The 18,678-nt window shown below is 35.3% G+C and carries 17 protein-coding genes; 6 read left to right on the top strand and 11 right to left on the bottom strand.

Features of this window, described 5'->3' with window-relative positions; translation table 11 throughout:
* Positions 1–4: 4 nt before the first annotated feature.
* The 6 genes from B0A75_RS19370 to B0A75_RS20430 all read right to left on the bottom strand — a co-directional run bounded on the left by B0A75_RS19370 (position 5) and on the right by B0A75_RS20430 (position 4,531).
* Positions 5–475 (bottom strand): heme-binding domain-containing protein, encoded by a 471-nt coding sequence (locus B0A75_RS19370; RefSeq protein WP_089055910.1) that lies wholly within the window; start codon positions 473–475, stop codon positions 5–7.
* Between the two features lies 1 nt (position 476).
* A complete protein-coding gene (locus B0A75_RS19365; RefSeq protein ID WP_089055909.1) occupies positions 477–989 on the bottom strand; it encodes a DUF3347 domain-containing protein in 513 nt (170 codons plus the stop codon).
* A 248-nt stretch (positions 990–1,237) separates the two neighbouring features.
* The gene (locus B0A75_RS19360; RefSeq protein WP_089055924.1) at positions 1,238–1,930 is read right to left on the bottom strand and encodes a DUF3347 domain-containing protein; all 693 of its coding nucleotides are present in this window, start codon (positions 1,928–1,930) and stop codon (positions 1,238–1,240) included.
* 137 nt (positions 1,931–2,067) lie between these two features.
* Positions 2,068–2,847: a YncE family protein gene (locus tag B0A75_RS19355; RefSeq protein ID WP_244284432.1), complete on the bottom strand. Its 780-nt coding sequence runs from the start codon at positions 2,845–2,847 to the stop codon at positions 2,068–2,070.
* A 304-nt stretch (positions 2,848–3,151) separates the two neighbouring features.
* Positions 3,152–4,006 (bottom strand): DUF3347 domain-containing protein, encoded by an 855-nt coding sequence (locus B0A75_RS19350; RefSeq protein ID WP_089055907.1) that lies wholly within the window; start codon positions 4,004–4,006, stop codon positions 3,152–3,154.
* A gap of 153 nt (positions 4,007–4,159) precedes the next feature.
* A complete protein-coding gene (locus tag B0A75_RS20430) occupies positions 4,160–4,531 on the bottom strand; it encodes a hypothetical protein (RefSeq protein WP_123872414.1) in 372 nt (123 codons plus the stop codon).
* 392 nt (positions 4,532–4,923) lie between these two features.
* On the opposite strand from B0A75_RS20430, the gene B0A75_RS20760 reads away from it, so the two are divergent.
* Complete coding sequence (locus tag B0A75_RS20760) at positions 4,924–7,191, top strand: ATP-dependent nuclease (protein ID WP_244284431.1); 2,268 nt, start codon at positions 4,924–4,926, stop codon at positions 7,189–7,191.
* Between the two features lie 2 nt (positions 7,192–7,193).
* Entirely contained in the window at positions 7,194–8,951 is a 1,758-nt protein-coding gene (locus B0A75_RS19335; protein WP_244284430.1) for a UvrD-helicase domain-containing protein, read from the top strand.
* Positions 8,952–9,106: 155 nt separating this feature from the next.
* On the opposite strand, the gene B0A75_RS19330 is transcribed toward B0A75_RS19335, so the two are convergent.
* The 5 genes from B0A75_RS19330 to gapS4a form a co-directional block, all read right to left on the bottom strand.
* The gene (locus B0A75_RS19330; protein WP_089055922.1) at positions 9,107–10,159 is read right to left on the bottom strand and encodes a restriction endonuclease subunit S; all 1,053 of its coding nucleotides are present in this window, start codon (positions 10,157–10,159) and stop codon (positions 9,107–9,109) included.
* Between the two features lie 13 nt (positions 10,160–10,172).
* Positions 10,173–12,071, bottom strand: a complete 1,899-nt coding sequence (locus B0A75_RS19325; protein ID WP_089055905.1) for an HsdM family class I SAM-dependent methyltransferase — start codon at positions 12,069–12,071, stop codon at positions 10,173–10,175.
* A gap of 235 nt (positions 12,072–12,306) precedes the next feature.
* Positions 12,307–13,629: a HEPN/Toprim-associated domain-containing protein gene (locus B0A75_RS19320; protein WP_089055904.1), complete on the bottom strand. Its 1,323-nt coding sequence runs from the start codon at positions 13,627–13,629 to the stop codon at positions 12,307–12,309.
* Positions 13,630–13,762: 133 nt separating this feature from the next.
* Positions 13,763–14,866, bottom strand: a complete 1,104-nt coding sequence (gene gapS4b / locus B0A75_RS19315) for a GapS4b family protein (RefSeq protein WP_089055903.1) — start codon at positions 14,864–14,866, stop codon at positions 13,763–13,765.
* 3 nt (positions 14,867–14,869) lie between these two features.
* On the bottom strand, positions 14,870–15,808 hold the full coding sequence (gapS4a, locus tag B0A75_RS19310) for a GapS4a family protein (protein ID WP_089055902.1): 939 nt from the start codon (positions 15,806–15,808) through the stop codon (positions 14,870–14,872).
* 251 nt (positions 15,809–16,059) lie between these two features.
* On the opposite strand from gapS4a, the gene B0A75_RS19305 reads away from it, so the two are divergent.
* From B0A75_RS19305 to arsB, 4 genes are read left to right on the top strand one after another with little or no spacing between them, the layout of a single operon-like run.
* Complete coding sequence (locus B0A75_RS19305; RefSeq protein ID WP_089055901.1) at positions 16,060–16,392, top strand: ArsR/SmtB family transcription factor; 333 nt, start codon at positions 16,060–16,062, stop codon at positions 16,390–16,392.
* Positions 16,393–16,422: 30 nt separating this feature from the next.
* The gene (locus tag B0A75_RS19300; protein WP_089055900.1) at positions 16,423–16,896 is read left to right on the top strand and encodes a DUF6428 family protein; all 474 of its coding nucleotides are present in this window, start codon (positions 16,423–16,425) and stop codon (positions 16,894–16,896) included.
* A gap of 9 nt (positions 16,897–16,905) precedes the next feature.
* Positions 16,906–17,538, top strand: coding sequence for an arsenate-mycothiol transferase ArsC (locus B0A75_RS19295; protein ID WP_244284429.1), 633 nt, complete (start codon positions 16,906–16,908; stop codon positions 17,536–17,538).
* Positions 17,539–17,543: 5 nt separating this feature from the next.
* The gene (gene arsB / locus B0A75_RS19290; protein WP_089055899.1) at positions 17,544–18,620 is read left to right on the top strand and encodes an ACR3 family arsenite efflux transporter; all 1,077 of its coding nucleotides are present in this window, start codon (positions 17,544–17,546) and stop codon (positions 18,618–18,620) included.
* The last annotated feature ends 58 nt before the right edge of the window (positions 18,621–18,678 follow it).

Raw genomic sequence — 18,678 nt, 5'->3', positions numbered from 1 at the left:
AGATTTAATTTATTTGTGCAAGACTATCGCTTACTTTTTCAATCCAATTGAGCAGTTGTTCTTTCTGAACATTATTCAGCACTGCATTTTTATGGATCAGCGTATAGGAAGCCAAAGGCATTTCGTTGGCTTTTATCTGCTTGGCAATTCGGTCTAATTTATTTTCCTGTTTTCGTTTGGAATAACTTCCCCATTGGCTAAAATTCAAATTTTCTTTACCCTTAGTAATGTGTCCCTCCATGAAAGTACGTGCCGGCTGTATGTAGGAGTACCATGGATATTGCGTGTTGTTGCTGTGACAATCATAACAGGAAGTCTGAAGAATCTTTTGTACATTCTTGGGAATGGGATAGACTCTCGAAATGTGAATTGGTAAAACCTGCCCGTAATCGGAATTTCGGGCAGGCTGATACAATTGCATCAGTAGAAAAATAATTAACCCAATAAAAAGAATCTTTCTGATGAATCGTTTCATTTTACAATTGTTTTTTCATTGAACCGCAGGTAAGCATTTTGGAACCATAGTAAGGGTTTTTTATCTCTTTTGTTTCACTAATCCAGATAGCTCCTTTTCCACCATCATACATAGGACAAGAATCCTGGTATAGTGTTTTTGCAGCTCCAAAAGTTTTGATCAAATCATTTACGTCTTTACTCAGTAGGGCAAAATGCTCTCTTTGATGCTCGATATTACCACCATTAGCCCCAATATGTTCTGCGTGCTCTTTGGCATCGTCGGCTATATCAAGATATGCTGCTTTGGATTTTGGATCTATCGATTTTATATTTACGCTTTTGAAAGTCGCATACAATGCTTTTCCAGCTTTAGCAGCTCCGTTGGTGTCATCTTTTGCAAGTGCATTTTTTAATGCTAAATAATTTGCTACAATTTGTTCAGTTGAAAATTTAGTCTCTGTTTTTTTACTTTGTGCATTACCAGAAACCATTACAAATACCATAACTATGGCTGAAAGAATTACATTTTTCATTTTTATTTAATTTTAATTGTTTAAAAAAAGGGTACTATTGATGTTTCTGAAAATATGTATATCAACTTACTTACATGAAAACACATATCATCAGTGACTATTTGGTTAAAGAACGGATCAAAGGGCAGTCTAAAAAATTAGATGCATTTTTTCCATTTCAATAAATTCGGAACATCAGTAGTCACCGGAACATTGATTGGTTATTATGTAAATAACCCGATATATTTATAAGTAAGTAGTTAACTGTCCTACAGTTCTTTTTTCATAGAACCACAGGTTAGCATTTTTTTTCCTTGATATGGATTCTTGATTTCCTTAGTTTCGCTTATCCAAATAGCTCCTTTCCCACCATCATACATAGGGCAAAAATCTTGATACAATTTTTGCTCTGATTTGAAAGATTTTATCAAATCATTCAAGTCTTTACTTAACATGGCAAAATGCTCTCTTTGGTGTTCGATATTTCCACCGTTAGCTCCAATATGTTCTGCGTGTTCTTTAGCATCATCAGCAATGTCAAGATATTCTGACTTTAATTTCGCATCTATTGAATTGGGATTTACATTATTAAAAATTGCATACAATGCTTGTCCGGCATTTGCAGCTCCTTTTGTATCATCTTTGGTTAATGCATTTTTTAAAGTTAGATAATTGCTCACAATTTCGTTTATAGAAAATGTTGCTTGAGCAGCTTGAGTTGTTTTTACCTCTGCACTTTTTTCAGTAATTTCCTTTACTGGCTCGGTTAATTCCATTCCGCATTTGGAACATTTGTCTCCTTTTTTTCCTGTAACTTCAGGATGCATGGAACAGGCGTACAATTGTGAATCATTCTGAGTGGTCCCGGAAGTAGCTTCAGGCGTTGTAGTTTCTTTGTTTTTTGAATTACAGGCTGCAAGTACAATTACCATTACAAGGGTTGAGAAAATTATTTTTTTCATTTTTTTTAGTTTTTGATCTCTTATAAATGTTGTTTTGTCCAACATTCTTTTATTTGAGTGTTATACGAATTATTCTTTTTTTGATTGTGCAAATTCAATCTCCAGTTGGCATTTTGAAGACCTTTTTAGGATAGGATTTACATTTTTAGCACCAACCCGTTGGGTTTTCGGCCTACATTAATGGTTTTAGAGACAGTGTGATTTGATACATTGACTACAGAGACTGTATTGGCTGTCTGATTGGTCACATATGCTGTATTGCCATCCGCTGTAAATGTTATTGCATGGGCACCAGCGCCAGTAGTAAATACACCTCCATGCATCCACATCATCATAGTCTGGTCCCAAGTCCAATAATGTACTTTTGCATTAACTGGATCGCTTACCCAAAGTTCTTTCTTACTACCATTATGAGACGCTATTCCAGGCATAAATCCTAAATCAATTGTTTGATCTACAGCATCCGTTGCCACATTGATTACCGAGATAGATTGCCCGTCTTCATTATCAACATACATTCTGGCATCACTTCCTGTCCAAGCACCCACAGGGTTGTTCCCTACAGCAACAGTGGCTGTAACTTGTTTGCTTGTCGTATTTATAACTGACACAGTATTATCATCTCCATTAGCAACATAAGCCTTAGTCCCGTCAGAAGAAAAGGTAAGCTCAGCAGGCATCATGCCCACTGCAATGGTATTTTTCAATGTGTATGTTAATGCATCATAAACCAGAACTTTTCCATTCATGTCCATTTGAGGTACCCAAATTTCTAAACCATTTGGACTGTAGATCGTGTTATGGTTCATCATTGGCAGGTTAATGTTTTTTACAGTTGTTCCATTGACGGCATCAATTACTAGGAGTTTACCTGTCATTCCTTCCATGCCGGCAGTATGACCGGCAGAGAAGTCCATTCCGGGCACGCCAATGGCCAGGTGATTAGAATGTAAAGAAATGTGGTGCGGCCACATGATCATATCGGTTCCGGTCCCCATAAGGCTGACGGTCTCTGTAACTTCATTGGTTGCCAATTTGATTACTGAAATTGTGCCGTCCTGACCATTGACCACATATGCGGCAGGATAGTTTATATTCAATTTTGGATCGGACATATTCATATCATCTGATTTACTGCAAGAAGACAGCCATAGGGTTCCTAAGATTAATGCTCCAAGGATTGAAGTACCTGTAATTATATTTTTCATTTTTGATTTGGGATTATTTGATTGTTTCTATAGTTGATCCACAGCTTAGCATCTGGGAACCGTAATACGGATTCTTGATACCACTTTCTTTGCTCAGCCAATTCGCATCAACCATTGGGCAATGATTATAATAAACTGGTTGTGGCTGATTGGTAGTTTTTATAAGATCATAAGTGTTTTTAGATAAGCTTTTAAAGGATTCTCTTTGTTTCTTAATATCCTGGGTTTCAGAAATGTTTTTTGCATCTGTAGCTAAACTTTTCATTACATTCATCCATGCAGTATGTTCTTTAGGTTTTAGGTTGTCCATTTTAACAGCATTGATTGCAGTAAGAAGCTCTTTAGATTTGATTGCAGTAGTCTTGGCATCTGTTTTCACTAAAGCATCTTTTAACTCAAAGTAGTTGTCGAAAATTGTTTTAAATGGACTGTCTTGTTGTGCATCTGGAAGAACTGCGGTTGTATGCTGGGAATGATCCATTTTCTCCATATCCATTTTTGATTCTTTGATTGGGACAGCCATCTTATTTGTTCTTTCATATTGGCAGCATTGTGGAAGTTTTGCATATGCTTCGGCAGGAGATAAGAATTGCTCACTGTCATATCCCGCTAAGGCAATTCGTTTAAGGATCTCATCCTGATTTGTTTTCTTCTGGTCGTAGGTAATGGCCGCAATTTTGGTGTTCTCATCCCAGTTTACCAAAGCAATATTTTTGATGTTTCCTGCTTTTTCAATAGCAGTTTTGCACATTAGACAATTACCATAAATTTTTGTGTTTACGGTTTTGGCATTTTTTATAGGTGCGCCATACACTATGACTGATAGCAATATTGTAATTGCCATCAATCCTTTTTGAATTGATTTCATTTTAAAATGTATTTAGAAGTGAATGTAGCCTTATGAGAAATAATTGTATATACGAGGTGTATAGACTATTATTCTATATAAGCGAAAAATTAAAATAAATGAAAAGCAAATGCCTTCCTTTTTTGACACACGTATGGCTATCAAAAAAGGTTTTTAGCTTATTTTAGGTATAAGCCAGATAGAATAGAAACCTGTTAAAATTGAGGTTTCTGAATTGTAGAATTTTTGTTTTTGAGAAAAAAGACTCAAAGTATTGTTTTTGAATTCTAGTTCGTTTAAAAAGGAGATACCTCCATTACAAACTGAAGCACACCCGCATGAAGCATGTCCACATTTATGACCGCATCCATCATGGTTTTCCTTTTTGGAATGACTGCCTTCTTCTGAGCAGCAATCCTCATTATGGGTTTTAGAAGTTTCCTTAGTACAGGAAGCTTTCTTTGAAAGATTTCCACATGCAAAAGTTGCCGTTGGCACTAGGAAGAGGCCAAGGGTAACAATTAATATGATGTAAAATCTTTTCATGAGAAGTAAATGTATACAACAAAGGTACTTATTATAAGTATAAGTTAAAATAAATTAAATGTTAAAGTTGTTAATTTTAAATACCGTTTATCAGCTCCACGGATAATTCCTGCCATGGTTAAAATGGCAGGATGATTAATTTATATTTTTTACAATGTAATCAAAGTTGCTTTGCTCATTATAATGTGCGTATTCTACCTCCGGAATAGCAAAAGGATCACAATGTAATACTAAATACGAAACAGTTCAATTTTAATAAGCATTAATCTTTAAATTAGTGTAACTGTACTTAATGTTTATCGAGATCTTGTAAGATTATTTTAGCACAGCATTTTGTTGAAATTTTAGGTATCTTTGACTAGATAGTAACCTGATTTAAGAAAGTTTGCGTAATGAAGATTAAAACAATAGAAATAGGAAATTTTAGGCTATTAAAGAAGGTTGTTCTTAGCTTAGAAGATTACACTACCGTCGTGGTAGGTAGAAACAATTCTGGAAAAACCTCATTAACCGAAATTTTCCGAAGGCTGATAGGGGATAAAAACCCAACTTTTTCGCTTTTTGATTTCAGTATTTCTTCTATCGAAGGTTTTAAATCTGCATTGCAGAAAAAGCTAAGCGGTGCAAATGATCAAGAAATTCGAGCTGATATTCCCTCAATTGAAATTAAAATTACAATTGAATATCCTATTGACGCTGAAGACTTGGGCGCACTAAGTGATTTTATTATCGATCTTAACGTAGCAAGTAACACTGCCGTTATCTTGGTTCAATACACTTTGAAAGATGGTAAATTAGATAACTTATTTGAAGGAACTACTGACGATAGTGCTGAAAGCATTGCGGCATTTCTTAAGTCATTACGAGAAAAAATTCCTAATCTTTTTGAAGCTAAGATATTTGCACAAGATCCAAATGATGAAACTAATGTTGCGGCAATGGATCACTCTAAATTTAAAGCCGTTATTGGAGCAGGTTTCATCAATGCACAGCGTGGCCTTGATGATGTGACACATTCAGAAAAGGACGTACTAGGTAAAGTATTGTCGCAACTTTTTAAAACATCAAAATCTGATTCAGCACCTGAAGACATGAAAGAAAAGTCAGAGGCACTGCAAGTTATTATAGATGAAATTCAAGAAAAAGTTGATACAGATTTTAATGGAAAACTTGACAAACTGCTTCCAGCGTTAGCACTATTTGGCTATCCTGGTTTGGCCGACCCAAACCTAAGTACAGAAACGCGTCTCGACGTGTCAAACATCTTAGATAGTCATACCAAAATAAGATACAATCAGGGCGACAACCTATTCTTGCCAGAAACATATAATGGCCTTGGATCAAGAAATCTAATTTATATTTTGTTTCAATTATTTGAGTTTTTTCGTCAATATCAAAGTAGACCGGTTAGCAATAGTCTAGACATAATCTTTATTGAAGAGCCTGAAGCACACCTTCATCCACAGATGCAGCAGATATTTATTAAGAAGCTTTACGAAATTGCAGAAGAATTTTCAAATGTTTTAAATGAAGGAAAACCTTGGCCCGTACAATTTGTTGTAACTACACACTCAACTCATATTGCCAATGAAGCGGAATTTGAGGCTATACGATATTTTCTAACTTCCAATAATGAACAAAGAGAAACAACAATAAAAGATCTGCGAAAAGAATTTCGTGCTGATGAACTGCAGGTTGACAAAGAATTTTTACACAAATATCTAACTCTTACAAAATGTGATCTTTACTTTGCAGATAAAGCCATTTTGATTGAAGGTATTGCAGAGCGACTAATGATGCCATTACTAATTAGCAAAAGCGATGCTTTGACGAAGGCCAAATTAACTGTAAATCCTTCAACTGATATAGTTATTGATGAAGAGGATCTAAAAGATACTGTGACCAGAGAAATTCGAGCTCAGCTTCCGGATACAGAGAAAGAAGCTGAAAAGGACACCAACGCTCCCGAGGCGATTTCAACTCACGAAGTTCCTATTACGGCAGCAGAAGCAGTTGACAATGCTTCTTTGGACGAAACCACGTTGTCCGTCGAAGACTGTCCTACACTGGAGACACAATACATTAGCGTAATCGAAGTTGGTGGTGCCTATGCACACCATTTTTATAAATTTTTAGACTTTTTAGAACTGAGGTGCCTCGTTATCACTGACATTGATGCCGTTGTTTCCACAGTAAAGGACAATAAAACTTCATATCCAGGATCAATTGTAAGCGAAGGCACACATAGTTCAAATGCAGGAATAAAAAATTGGTTCGCACCAGGTACAGCCGGTTATTATCCAATGGCGGATTGCTTAGCTAAAACAGCTGATCAAAAAGTTGCAGGTTCCCGACGGATTGCTTATCAAATTCCAGAGGATGGGCTTATTGGATGCGGAAGAAGTTTCGAAGAAGCTTTAATTTTAGCCAATCGCGATCTATTTGCAGTAACAGGAGCGTCGATTTCAGAGATTGAGAAGTTTGCTGACGATAATGCGCCAGACAACAAGAATAAGTCTGGTTTCGCTTTAGAGTACGGATTGGAAAAAACGGATTGGAAAGCACCAAAGTATATTGTTGAAGGTTTACAATGGCTGGCACTCAGACCGAACAAGCCTTCACAAGAAGTTGAGGAAGCAATTGTTGAACTTGTACAATAAAAATGATGGCAGAAGAAGATCAAACCAGTCCGGCAGAAAAAGCATCGCAAGAATGTTTAATGCAAGTGCTCAAGGCGATTGATGAGCATCAAAATTTTCTTGTTGAAGCAGGCGCAGGCGCAGGAAAAACTTATACGCTCATTAAAGCATTAAAACATTTAATATCAAAATATTCAGTGGAGTTTGAAAGAGCAAATAAAAAAATAGCTTGTATCACTTATACTAATGTCGCAAAAGATGAAATTAAATCTCGTACTGACAATCATCCGGTTATAATCGCTGATACAATTCATGCTTTTGCTTGGCAAGTCATGCAGGTTTTTCAAAAACCTTTACGGGATAGGATATCTGCCTTGGGGGAGAAATGGGTTGCAAGAATTGAAGTGGCTGGTGGTATTACTGACCAAAAAGTCATTTATAATTTGGGATATCCCAAAATTACTGACACGGAGATTTTCTTGCATCATGACGATGTAATTAAACTTTTTACATCACTATTAAGCGACTTAAAATTTAGAAAGATATTTGCAAACAAATATCCGGTGCTATTGATTGACGAATATCAAGATACGAACTTATCTTTAGCAAATACATTGGTGGAGAATTTTATCGAAACCGAAGAAGGACCATTGATTGGTTTTTTTGGAGACCACTGGCAAAAAATATATGGTTCAAGCTCGTGCGGATTGATACAAGCTACAGATGGTAAATTACTTTCAATCGGAAAGCAGGCTAATTTCAGATCGGATAAAAGCATTGTTGATGTATTAAATAATATGCGGCCTGAATTACCTCAACACGAACATGACCCAACTTCTGCTGGCGAAATCAGTGTTTATCATACAAACAATTTTACTGGAGAGCGACGTACTGGAGCACACTGGAATGGTGATTTACCCGAAGATGTAGCGCATGAACGCTTGGAAACACTCAAAGAACTCCTGCGGGCATCAGGATGGAATATTTCTCCTGAAACTACAAAAATATTAATGCTGACAAACAATGTACTTGCTTCTGAGCAAGGATATCAAACTGTTTCCTCTGCATTTTCTGACTCAGATGATTACCTGAAAAAGAACAATGAATACATTTCATTTTTAACCGACACGGTAGAGATAGGTGCTGCGGCATTTTTAGAAAAGCGTTATGGCTTAATGATAGAAGCATTTAGAATTAATACCAATCGAATTAGAAGACATAGCGATAAGCAGGTCTGGCATGACGCTATGATGCAGCTAAATGATGAGCGCACCAATGGTACAATTGGCAGCGTTATAGATTTGCTTAAAGTGACTTCAAAACCAAGGCTACCAAAGAAAATCGATGAGCGTGAAAACCGCATAGCGACAGTTCGACTTCAGCCCGAATCAGAGCGTAGTGACGAGGATAAAAATTTCCTAACGAAATATGATGGTATTCGCACAATTCCTTATCCCGAAATTGGTAATTTGGCGAAATACATAGATGACAAAACCATTTATTCCACGAAGCACGGAGTCAAAGGCGCTCAATTTGACAACGTAATTGTTGTGTTTGGAAGGGGATGGAATCATTATAATTGGAATCAGATGCTTGAGCATGTCAACTCCGGAAATGTACCTGAGGGCAATCGAGATGCATTTGAAAGAAACAGAAATCTTTTTTACGTTGCGTGTTCTCGACCTAAGCATCGTCTAAGCCTTTTATTCACACAAGAATTATCGGCTAATGCTATTCTAGGCTTACAGCACTGGTTTGGTGAAATAGTACAACCTATTTAAGTAGTTGTTCATGATAAAAGTACATAACCGTTAGAGAAAGTCTCCATTTTAATTCTATTTTGTGAAGACAAGCATTTTTAAAAGTAAAAAATTGAAAAGCCTACTTATCCTAGATACGATCACAAGCAAAAAAAAATTATTATATAGTGTCTTCGTTATTGGTCCTTAGCGGTTTTTACCTTAATGTAGTTTGTGAGTTTCTCGTATTCTATTTTCTTTATGTAGTTTTCCATATAGTCATAGTCGATATGCCCTTTTTTATTTATCGGAAATAATAACTTTTGTCTTAACATTCGGGTTTCATTAAACTTATAGGCATATTGAAACTTGGACTTTTGGTTTAAAATACTTGTTTTTATGAACAAATATAAAAATTCATTTCCTTTTACTTCTTTTAGGCTTAATCTTTTTACATCATCAGAAAATATAGCTTTGTAAGGATGATAAAAGTTTTCTACAACACTTCCGTTGTAGTTTACTCCTAAAACATTCGAATCTAAAGAAGAATTGATATTTGAGACAAAGTTTGTAATCCCATTATTTGAATCAGATGCACCAATAAATGGGGTTTCACCCTTAAACATATCCGCTTTTGTCAGTCTTTTACCAGCCTTTATGTTAAAAACATCTTCAATAAAAAATTCTCCCCACTCTTTTTCATTAAGTGTCTCAACCTCCTTGAAATCTTTTACTTGTTCTAATTTTTTAGTAATGTAATTTTCAATTTGTTTGTTTTTTTCATGCATTTTAAACTCTATATACTTTTCCATAAAAGCATAATCAGGTTTACCTTTGGAATTTACAGGCAACAAAATTTTTTCTCTTTGAATTCTTTTGTCGTTTATTTCCCTATTAAAACCATATTTCTCATTTAGTCTTTTTGCAATACTTGATATAAATAAGTAAACGTTTTTACTAAAATCTTTATTCTCAAGTTTGGTAACGTGATCACTAGCTACAAATGAAAATGGCTGAAAAAAGGTTGCACCTACACTACCACTATTAGCAATTGTTAAACACTTTTCAAATTTTCTTACATTTTCTGTATTTCCAATAAAACCATCAACACCATTATTTAAAGCAGTTGATGAAATGTAAGGTTGATTACCTGCTTTATGGTCATCCTTTTTTAATCGTTTTCCTCTTTGAATACTTGGAAAAATTTCGTTTAAATTGAATTCACTCCACTTAATATCTCTTAAGTCCATTCTAATAAGGTTATTAGTTATCAAATAAATATTGTTTGCCTTGCAAAACCATATTTAATTCAAATGTTAGATAGTTTGCGATGGTCTTTTCAAAGTCATCTGCATTAGGAATTTCATCATTGAAATAGTAAAATGAATGCAACCATTCATCTTCAGGCTCAATAGTAGTTTTTACGCAAAATTTCGTTTCGGCTTCAATTCGGTTAAACCATACATCTAATAAATGTTGTTTTTTATCTTTAGCGTGGATGGTCTCAACAAGACCTCTATGTTTTTGGACTTCAAATCCATCTTTTTCAAAGTTAATAAACTTTACTTTCTTGTCTTTGTAATGTGGAACACCTGCAGTAAAAACTGCAATACAGGGATTTGTTCCTACTCCATAGAACGTATTTTTATTTAACGTAATCACCCCTTCCAAAGTGTGATGTTTTAAAATATTTTCTTTTATTGCCTGTTCTTCCTTAGTTTTACCTGTCATAGAAGATTGAGGAACAATTACAATTACTTTACCATCTTGAACGATAGAATTTAGTAAATGTTCAGTAAAATTGATCTCGTATAAATTCGTATTGTTTTTGCTCCCCATTGAGTAAGGTGGATTCATCATTCCAATTGTACAACCTTTTTCCTGTAATAAGGACGAGTTAAATTTTAAAAAGTCTTCTTGTTCAAGATTACTTTTCCCATCGCCACGCAAAATCATGTTTGTGGTAGCAATAGTAAACATATAAGGTTGTAGTTCTAAACCATGCAACTGGTTTTTCCTAATATTTTTTTGCTCTTCCGGATTATCCGTTTTTTGTAACATATTATGCATAGATGCGATTAAAAAACCTGCTGTTCCGCAGCAAGGGTCTAAAATTGAATCCGAAGGTTTTAATTCTACCAAGTCACAAAACAACTCGGTAACATGCTTTGGTGTTAATACAATACCTAATGATTGACCATCGCCGCCAGAATACGACATAAATTCCCCATAAAATCTTCCCAAATAATCTTCAGCAGACTGTATGTATTTAATGTTTTTATAAATGTTCTCGTATAAAAACTCTGTAAAGTGCTTTAAAGGAGTTTTCTTTAAATATTCGTTTTCTTCGTTAATGGCTTTGGTATCTTTTATTACCAAAAACTGGCTAAGTAATTTATCCTTTTTTACTTGAGGTGAAACATTGGCTCTTTTTAAGTTTTTTTCAACAGCTTCATAAATTTTTTCACCATCCGTTGTTGTTTGATCACCTACAAGGCTATCAATACTGAAACCTTTATGTTCCATCTCCCGTAATGCCAAAAGAATCCCTGAAACTATTAATGGCTTATCTTTGTCCTGAATACTACCATAGTTTCTTAAATCTTCGTGAAGATTCTTGGCATCCCTGAGAATTTCTTCTGTGGTTTTGTCTTCAGGTGTCTGCTCTTTGAGAATATTTTTAGTGTAATATTCATCAATATTTTTTTCATTGAAAAGAGTAAACGTTTCTACGTCGTCAAGTTCTTTATAACCTCCTCTTTCATCTATAAATATAGGCGTTATTTTATGTCTTTTCTCATTTCCTGAAACTCCAAAAACTATGAATTTTTTATAGGTTGTTTTCTGAGCTAAATGTTTGCCATAAAATAAAGCTCCATTTACAGCATAATTCTTTACGCTCGCAATTTCATTGCATATTAAGTCCTTTTCATTTCGCCTTACATGAAGTGAAACATCTGATTTATTTTCGATAATTAAAACAAAGTCTTTGACAACTCCGCAATATTCGGGAAAACCAACTTTTCCTGTACCTGCTTTTGAAGCTGATTTTAAAGCATTGTCAATATCTTTAATGTTGCTTCCTTGTGGGTGCAAATTAACATTCGCTTCTTTAAGCATTTCATAAACCCACAAATCTGTCAATACTTCTTTTTTTGCCATCTATCCACTCAAATTATAAATCATATGTAATAGTTGGTAAAGTTAAGTTTTTTTAACTCTTTTACCTTTCAAAAACTTTCAATTTATCAACTATTCGTATGCAGAATATTAACATAAATGTTTTCAGCAAAGGGGATCTAAATAAAAATTACACGAAAACTATTAATATTTATGCCACTTTAGCATCAATTTTAAGTATATCTTGCTTCACATTTATATTTAAAAAATAATAGGATTATCGATAATTCAGGTATGTTGGTGCATGATCAATACTAGATGCAACAACAAAAATTCTGTCTAATACCGATATTAAACCTGTCCAATCATGATCGGATTGAAGCGAGCCATTTGCTATGGCGACGCGTATTTCTTTTAAGTATTTTTTTTGCAATTCAGCTTTACGGGAAATCTCTCCTTGGCAAGTATTTATTTGCGCTTCAATATTTTTCCATTTAACAGGAACCAACGTGTTATTCGCGCCAGTCAAAATATCAATGCCTAAGTACATTTCAATGCTACATGCACGTCCATTGACATTTTCATATATTATTCCATCTGGTCCAATGGTTGGGTAGTTATTTGCAAGTTCAATTGCTGGCAAAGTTATTACTCTAAAATTGCTAGGGAATTTTCTTTTTTTTAAGCGTTCAGTCGCTGCTACACCTGCAGCATCATAATCAAATAACGCTATAATTTTATTGCTGATTCCAGCCGCTGCAAAAGATTTGACTGTTTTTTCAAGCATAGCTGATCCGCCCTCTGCTTTATAGGTGTCAAAATCCAGAAATGAAAAGTAGCTATACACCTTGGGATAGAGTAATTTCAAAGCTTTACTAAGTATCTTACTATCAGAAGAACCTTCGGTAAGGATTATGATTTTTTGGAATGGTAAAGTAGAATCAAGATACATCTGTGCGGTGCTTGCACAAACAGGCTCATCCTCTTTGTAATATCCCGAATCAACCACAGAGGTTATGTCTAAAATTAATTCTGAACGAGGTTCTACAGCTTCCAAAGCTCCCCGAAGAAAGTAACCTATACCGATATTCGGGTAACCTAAATACAAGTCTTCGTCAACATCATTATAATCAAGAATAAAGCTGTAGATATCGTCATGTAGCTCGAGGTTATCGCTAAAGTTGGTAATTTTGTTATCAAAAATATACTTAATTAATTTTAACCAGTATTCAAATCCACCATTCTTTAAAATATTGAGGTGTTTTTCATCACTATTTTCAACTGTATTAAATAGTTCAGCATTGTATTGCTGCCTACTTTTTAAAGCAATCTCAATACCATCAGCATATTTAAGTTTAACTTTATCTAAAGTATAACCCATGATTTCAAGGCGCAGCTTCATTGTATCAACAGAAGCCGAATACTCAAAGGTAGGCACATTATTATTATCTGTAATAGGTTGTGTATAATAAAGATCGTAGGGAACAGAACGACTTCGTCGGTCATCTTCATTAAAAAAACATGACCAAAACGTACTGATGTAGCTTTTAGACTGATCTATTTCATAACCATTTAATGTTAATGCGCAAAAACTTCCCATAGCTTTTAGTATTGTAAATATTTAAATTCAAATAATTCTTTTGCGTTTACCATTAAACTAAGAATTGGGTATGCTATAAAAAACTCCCACCTTAGATGAGAGTTTACATTGTAGCAATTCATTTCTATACAACTTATGGTGTTTTAAATTGTGAATAGTTTGTAATTTTGTGTTTCTCAACGAAAGCATAAAGTTCTTTTCTTAACTTAGTTTCGGTTGTCATCCTCTTATGTTCTTTTTCAATCGTAAAATTAAGTGAAATCTGTAGTTCTGCATCACTTGATCTTTTTGTAATATAGTCTGGGAATGCGATTACAAGATTAGCGGTACCTTTAACGCCCCTGATATCAAAACTATACTTAAGAGATATTGATGCAACGATTAGCTTGTCATGATAAAGATTGTTTTTCAGTAAAGGGTTATTTTGAAGGCCACGCCCGTTTATTTTTAATGAGTCAATTTCATCAACCAAAGCTTTGATATCTGCATGAGATTCTTGTTCTTCATCAAGATAAAGATCTATATCTGTTATTGATTGAAATTTTAAATAAATGCAGAAGTCTTTTGTAAAGGAGTAGAAAAACTGAATCCTCTGTGCGTTTGTAAAATCCTTAAACTTAATACGAATAAAATCATCACCTGGATTGATGAAGCTTTGGTCCTTGAGAAGTTTTTTTACCTCACCTACAATTAGCTCGTTTATCAAAATAGTTTCTTTTGAAGTTGAGTTCTGTTCGACTGACAATTCGAGATTCCCTTCTTTTGATTTTTTAACAAAAACCTTTCCCGAATGTTCGGTCTTGTTGCTGGTCCAGTTCTCAAGAAAGTTATCACGTTCGATTTTGTAATCGAAAATGGCCGTCTCATCCTCTATATAGAATGTCGGAGTTCCTAAAAGCTTAAAATTTGGCTCATACTTATGTGCCTCTTTAATTTTTGCAGCAAGATCCATTGGGGCAGAAAAAATATTTGTTAAATCGAAATCTGAAGTACATTTAATAGTTGCAGTTCTGAATTTAATAGTATCCTCTTTCTTCTTTTGCGCCTCATGTAAATCGCGAAAATCTTCAGGACTTACCAGAGTTTTCATCAATAACGGGATTGAATTATTCTTCTCTATGTGACCTAGAAAAACCCCTTTATCTCGAAGCAAACTGTTAATATTGGTCGTTGAAATGCTCGCGTTAACGAGGAGCTGTCTTATATGGTCGCCTTGTGGCAAAAAATCTTTTTCCATTTTTTAACTATTTCTAAAATCTGATGGATACTTACTTACTAAAAAGTTTTGATTAAAGGTGTATTTCGGAAATTTTGACAATTCGCCCTCAATAATGCCTTTGTGGTGTAATTCATTGTAATCAGGGAAAGATAAAATTGTTTTCTTCGCTGAGGCTAAATGATCGAAACTCTTTGCAAAAGAAAGAAGTTTAGATAGATTATCTTTTGAAAAACTATCTTTACAAAATATAAGAAATTCCACATCGCCTCCTTTTTCAATTCTCAATGGAATAATATTTGAAAAGATGTATTGTACAGGCATAACATCGCCGTAGCTTATAGAGTTTAAGCCGATGATATTGAGGCTAGTATTGTGATAAACAAATTTAACATTATCTACACCGTATACTTCCTTCGCCCTAAAAATTGTTTGATGTAGAAAATCCATTCGATTGTTGTCTATTACAATAATCTTGTCGAAAATAAGATCAGCATCAATTTGCATATTGGCAATTTTAGGAATAAGTTCGTAGTCTTCCGGGCTCTTGTCCGATAGCCATACTAAAATTCCTGTAATTTCTGTTCTGGTTATTCCGCTAAATTTATAGTTTGTTTCGGAATACAGTTTAGAATTCTTGAAGCATTCAAGGGTAAACGCCAAATCTTCGAAGTGCTCTTTAAATTTTGCCTTCGGGCTGTTGGGGTACTCGTCTGCAGTGTATTTTGATGATACGACAACTATATCCAGCAACTGATCTTCAAGAGGGCTTTTACTACTTATCAGCGCATCAATACCATGAGTAGTTTTATCCCCTTTAGACGCCTTAGATTTATGTTTTGTCCCTTTAATACAGTTTATTGTCTCATTGGAAGTAACAGAATTATATCCGAGTATATCCTTAAAGAAAAAGTCGACTACCTTTTCGCCTTTTTCGCCGACTGTTTTTGACCATTCTCCCATACGTTTTTAGTGTTTTATTGACTAGCTAAGATAAAGAGAATAATGCACTGTTCTTCGCCAAAATGTATATAAAATAAGAAAGTTACGAACTGATGATATATAAATTGAGAATTCATTTCTGTTTTTAACATTTTGTCAAATTAAGTGCATAGTCTGGATTTAAACTTTTCATTATCCTATTAAACAAAAAATATTAAAACATTTTTTTGTTTAATTATATTATCGTAATATTGCAATATAAATATATTACAATGGGAGCAACTAAAACAGATCACTTTACAGACCAGCAGAACGACCTTGCCATTCTGGCGAAAGCTTTAGGGCATCCCGCCCGTATAGCGATAATTGAATACATATTGAAAGTTGACGCTTGCATCTGCGGAGATATTGTCAACGAGCTGCCTTTGGCCCAACCTACAGTTTCACAGCACTTGAAGGAACTGAAAAACGCAGGACTTATTAAGGGAAATATTGAAGGCAATGCAATCTGCTATTGCATCAATGAACCGGGATTTGAAAAAATCAAAGGCTTCTTCCAGGATATTACTGAACGATTGGAAAAGAAAAGAAGCGAGTGCTGTTAAAAATCGATTAAACATTAAAAAATAAGAAAAATGAAACTATCTGAAATTAAAAATCATCTTGCCGATATGGAAACATTAAGCTTTATGCTTCCGAATGGCACATTTGTACCGCAAAATTTCCATGTGACTGAAGTGGGGCTAATTACCAAGAACTTTATTGATTGCGGCGGTACTGTAAGAAAAGAAACAGTTGTTAACTTCCAATTGTGGGAAGACTCAAACGATGAAGACCATAGGCTGAAACCACACAAGCTTTTAAGCATTATTGCCCTATCTGAAAAAGTATTGGGTATTGAAGATTTTGAAATTGAAGTCGAATATCAGGACACAACAATCGGAAAATACGATTTAGGATTTGACGGAAAAAACTTTACACTCCAGAATAAACAGACAGCCTGCCTTGCACAAGATCAGTGCGGAGTTCCGTCAGATAAGCAAAAAGTAAGTTTATCATCAATTACTGAACAATCAAATAGCTGCACTCCTGGTGGCGGATGCTGTTAATTTCAAAAGATGACCATGATATTAAAAACAAATCTTTTCCAGGAAATTCAAAGTGTAGTTACTGCATTTAAATTCGAAAGCGTAACTGTCGAGCGCAAGGCTGTATTGCAGCCGTTAATTGACTTTATTCAGGAAAAGCACACTTCCCATGAAGAAATAAGGCTTAATCTGATATGTACCCATAATTCGCGCAGAAGCCACCTTTCCCAAGTTTGGGCACAGACGGCAGCAGCTTACTATGGCATCAAAAATGTCTTTTGCTATTCCGGGGGAACGGAAGCTACTGCTTTGTTCCCGAAGGTCGCCGAAACCTTAAAACATTCCGGATTTAGGATTCAGGTAATTTCCGATGGAAACAATCCCGTATATGCCATAAAATATAGCGAAAATGAGCATCCTGTCATCGGATTTTCAAAAACCTATGATGATGCATTCAATCCTGAAAGCGGATTTGCCGCAATAATGACCTGCTCCCAGGCTGATGGCGGCTGCCCGTTTATTGCCGGTGCTGAAAAACGTATTCCGATAACCTTTGAAGATCCGAAGGCGTTTGACAATACACCTCAGCAAGCTGAAAAATATCAGGAAAGAAGCCTGCAGATTGCAAATGAAATGTTTTACATATTCTCACAAATCAAATAAAAATTATGTCAGCAAATAATTGTGCACCCGTGGCAGGGCGAAAAAAATTAGGATTCCTGGATCGCAACCTAACTTTATGGATATTTCTGGCTATGGGTATTGGCGTGGCAATTGGCTATTTCATGCCTTCAAGCAGCGGATTCATTAATTCTTTTTCAAGCGGTACTACAAATATCCCGCTCGCCATAGGATTGATCCTGATGATGTACCCACCGCTGGCTAAGGTTGACTACGGCAAGATGGGCGAAGTCTTCTCAAATACCAAAGTACTTGGCGCATCATTATTTTTAAATTGGATAGTTGGTCCGATCCTGATGTTTACCTTGGCACTGCTATTTCTTAAGGGATATCCAGAATACATGATAGGCGTTATCTTAATAGGACTGGCCCGATGTATAGCTATGGTAGTGGTGTGGAACGACCTTGCTGACGGAAATCGCGAATATGCGGCTGGTTTGATCGCCCTAAACAGCGTTTTTCAGGTTTTTCTATACAGCATATACGCCTATATTTTCATCACAGTCTTGCCGCCATACTTTGGATATGATGGTTTTAACGTCGATATAAGTATAGGACAGATTGCTGAAAGTGTAGGCATCTACCTGGGCATTCCTTTTGCCTTGGGAATCATCAGCAGGTATATGCTGATTAAATTAAAAGGCAGAAACTGGTTTGAGACAAAATATGTTCCTTTTATATCACCTATTACACTAATAGCTTTATTGTTTACTATCGTGATCATGTTCAGCCTGAAAGGCGAATTGATTGTGCAGATACCCATGGATGTAGTAAGGATAGCTATCCCGCTGGTCATATATTTCACGATTATGTTTGTGGTAAGCTTCTTTACTGGAAAGTACTTCGGGGCAGATTATTCTAAAAGCGCCTCTATAGCCTTTACGGCTACAGGCAATAACTTTGAGCTGGCTATTGCTGTTGCCATTGGCGTATTCGGCATTAACAGCGGACAGGCATTCGCTGGCGTTATCGGTCCGCTTGTTGAAGTGCCTGCATTAATTGCTTTGGTAAACCTGGCCTTTTGGTTCAGAAAAAAATATTACTCAAAGCCAATGATACAATAGCTATCTGGCAATAAAGAATCTTTGCCACACCTACAATTCCGGATTTTGCTTACATCTG

It is taken from the genome of Flavobacterium oncorhynchi, assembly GCF_002217355.1.
In the GTDB taxonomy this organism is placed as follows: domain Bacteria; phylum Bacteroidota; class Bacteroidia; order Flavobacteriales; family Flavobacteriaceae; genus Flavobacterium; species Flavobacterium oncorhynchi.
The sequence above is the reverse complement of the archived record's forward strand: the minus strand, read 5'-3'. Positions and strand labels throughout refer to the sequence as shown.

Excerpts from the sequence above, each read along its gene's own strand:
- B0A75_RS19300 (WP_089055900.1), top strand. The coding sequence starts at position 16,423 with ATGAAACTATCTGAAATTAAAAATCATCTTGCCGATATGGAAACATTA.
- B0A75_RS19320 (WP_089055904.1), bottom strand. The coding sequence starts at position 13,629 with ATGGGAAGTTTTTGCGCATTAACATTAAATGGTTATGAAATAGATCAG.
- B0A75_RS19365 (WP_089055909.1), bottom strand. The coding sequence starts at position 989 with ATGAAAAATGTAATTCTTTCAGCCATAGTTATGGTATTTGTAATGGTT.
- B0A75_RS19350 (WP_089055907.1), bottom strand. The coding sequence starts at position 4,006 with ATGAAATCAATTCAAAAAGGATTGATGGCAATTACAATATTGCTATCA.
- B0A75_RS19295 (WP_244284429.1), top strand. The coding sequence starts at position 16,906 with ATGACCATGATATTAAAAACAAATCTTTTCCAGGAAATTCAAAGTGTA.
- B0A75_RS20430 (WP_123872414.1), bottom strand. The coding sequence starts at position 4,531 with ATGAAAAGATTTTACATCATATTAATTGTTACCCTTGGCCTCTTCCTA.
- B0A75_RS19360 (WP_089055924.1), bottom strand. The coding sequence starts at position 1,930 with ATGAAAAAAATAATTTTCTCAACCCTTGTAATGGTAATTGTACTTGCA.
- B0A75_RS19330 (WP_089055922.1), bottom strand. The coding sequence starts at position 10,159 with ATGGACTTAAGAGATATTAAGTGGAGTGAATTCAATTTAAACGAAATT.
- B0A75_RS19305 (WP_089055901.1), top strand. The coding sequence starts at position 16,060 with ATGGGAGCAACTAAAACAGATCACTTTACAGACCAGCAGAACGACCTT.
- gapS4a (WP_089055902.1), bottom strand. The coding sequence starts at position 15,808 with ATGGGAGAATGGTCAAAAACAGTCGGCGAAAAAGGCGAAAAGGTAGTC.
- B0A75_RS19370 (WP_089055910.1), bottom strand. The coding sequence starts at position 475 with ATGAAACGATTCATCAGAAAGATTCTTTTTATTGGGTTAATTATTTTT.
- arsB (WP_089055899.1), top strand. The coding sequence starts at position 17,544 with ATGTCAGCAAATAATTGTGCACCCGTGGCAGGGCGAAAAAAATTAGGA.
- B0A75_RS19325 (WP_089055905.1), bottom strand. The coding sequence starts at position 12,071 with ATGGCAAAAAAAGAAGTATTGACAGATTTGTGGGTTTATGAAATGCTT.
- B0A75_RS19355 (WP_244284432.1), bottom strand. The coding sequence starts at position 2,847 with ATGGACTTCTCTGCCGGTCATACTGCCGGCATGGAAGGAATGACAGGT.
- B0A75_RS19335 (WP_244284430.1), top strand. The coding sequence starts at position 7,194 with ATGATGGCAGAAGAAGATCAAACCAGTCCGGCAGAAAAAGCATCGCAA.
- gapS4b (WP_089055903.1), bottom strand. The coding sequence starts at position 14,866 with ATGGAAAAAGATTTTTTGCCACAAGGCGACCATATAAGACAGCTCCTC.
- B0A75_RS20760 (WP_244284431.1), top strand. The coding sequence starts at position 4,924 with ATGAAGATTAAAACAATAGAAATAGGAAATTTTAGGCTATTAAAGAAG.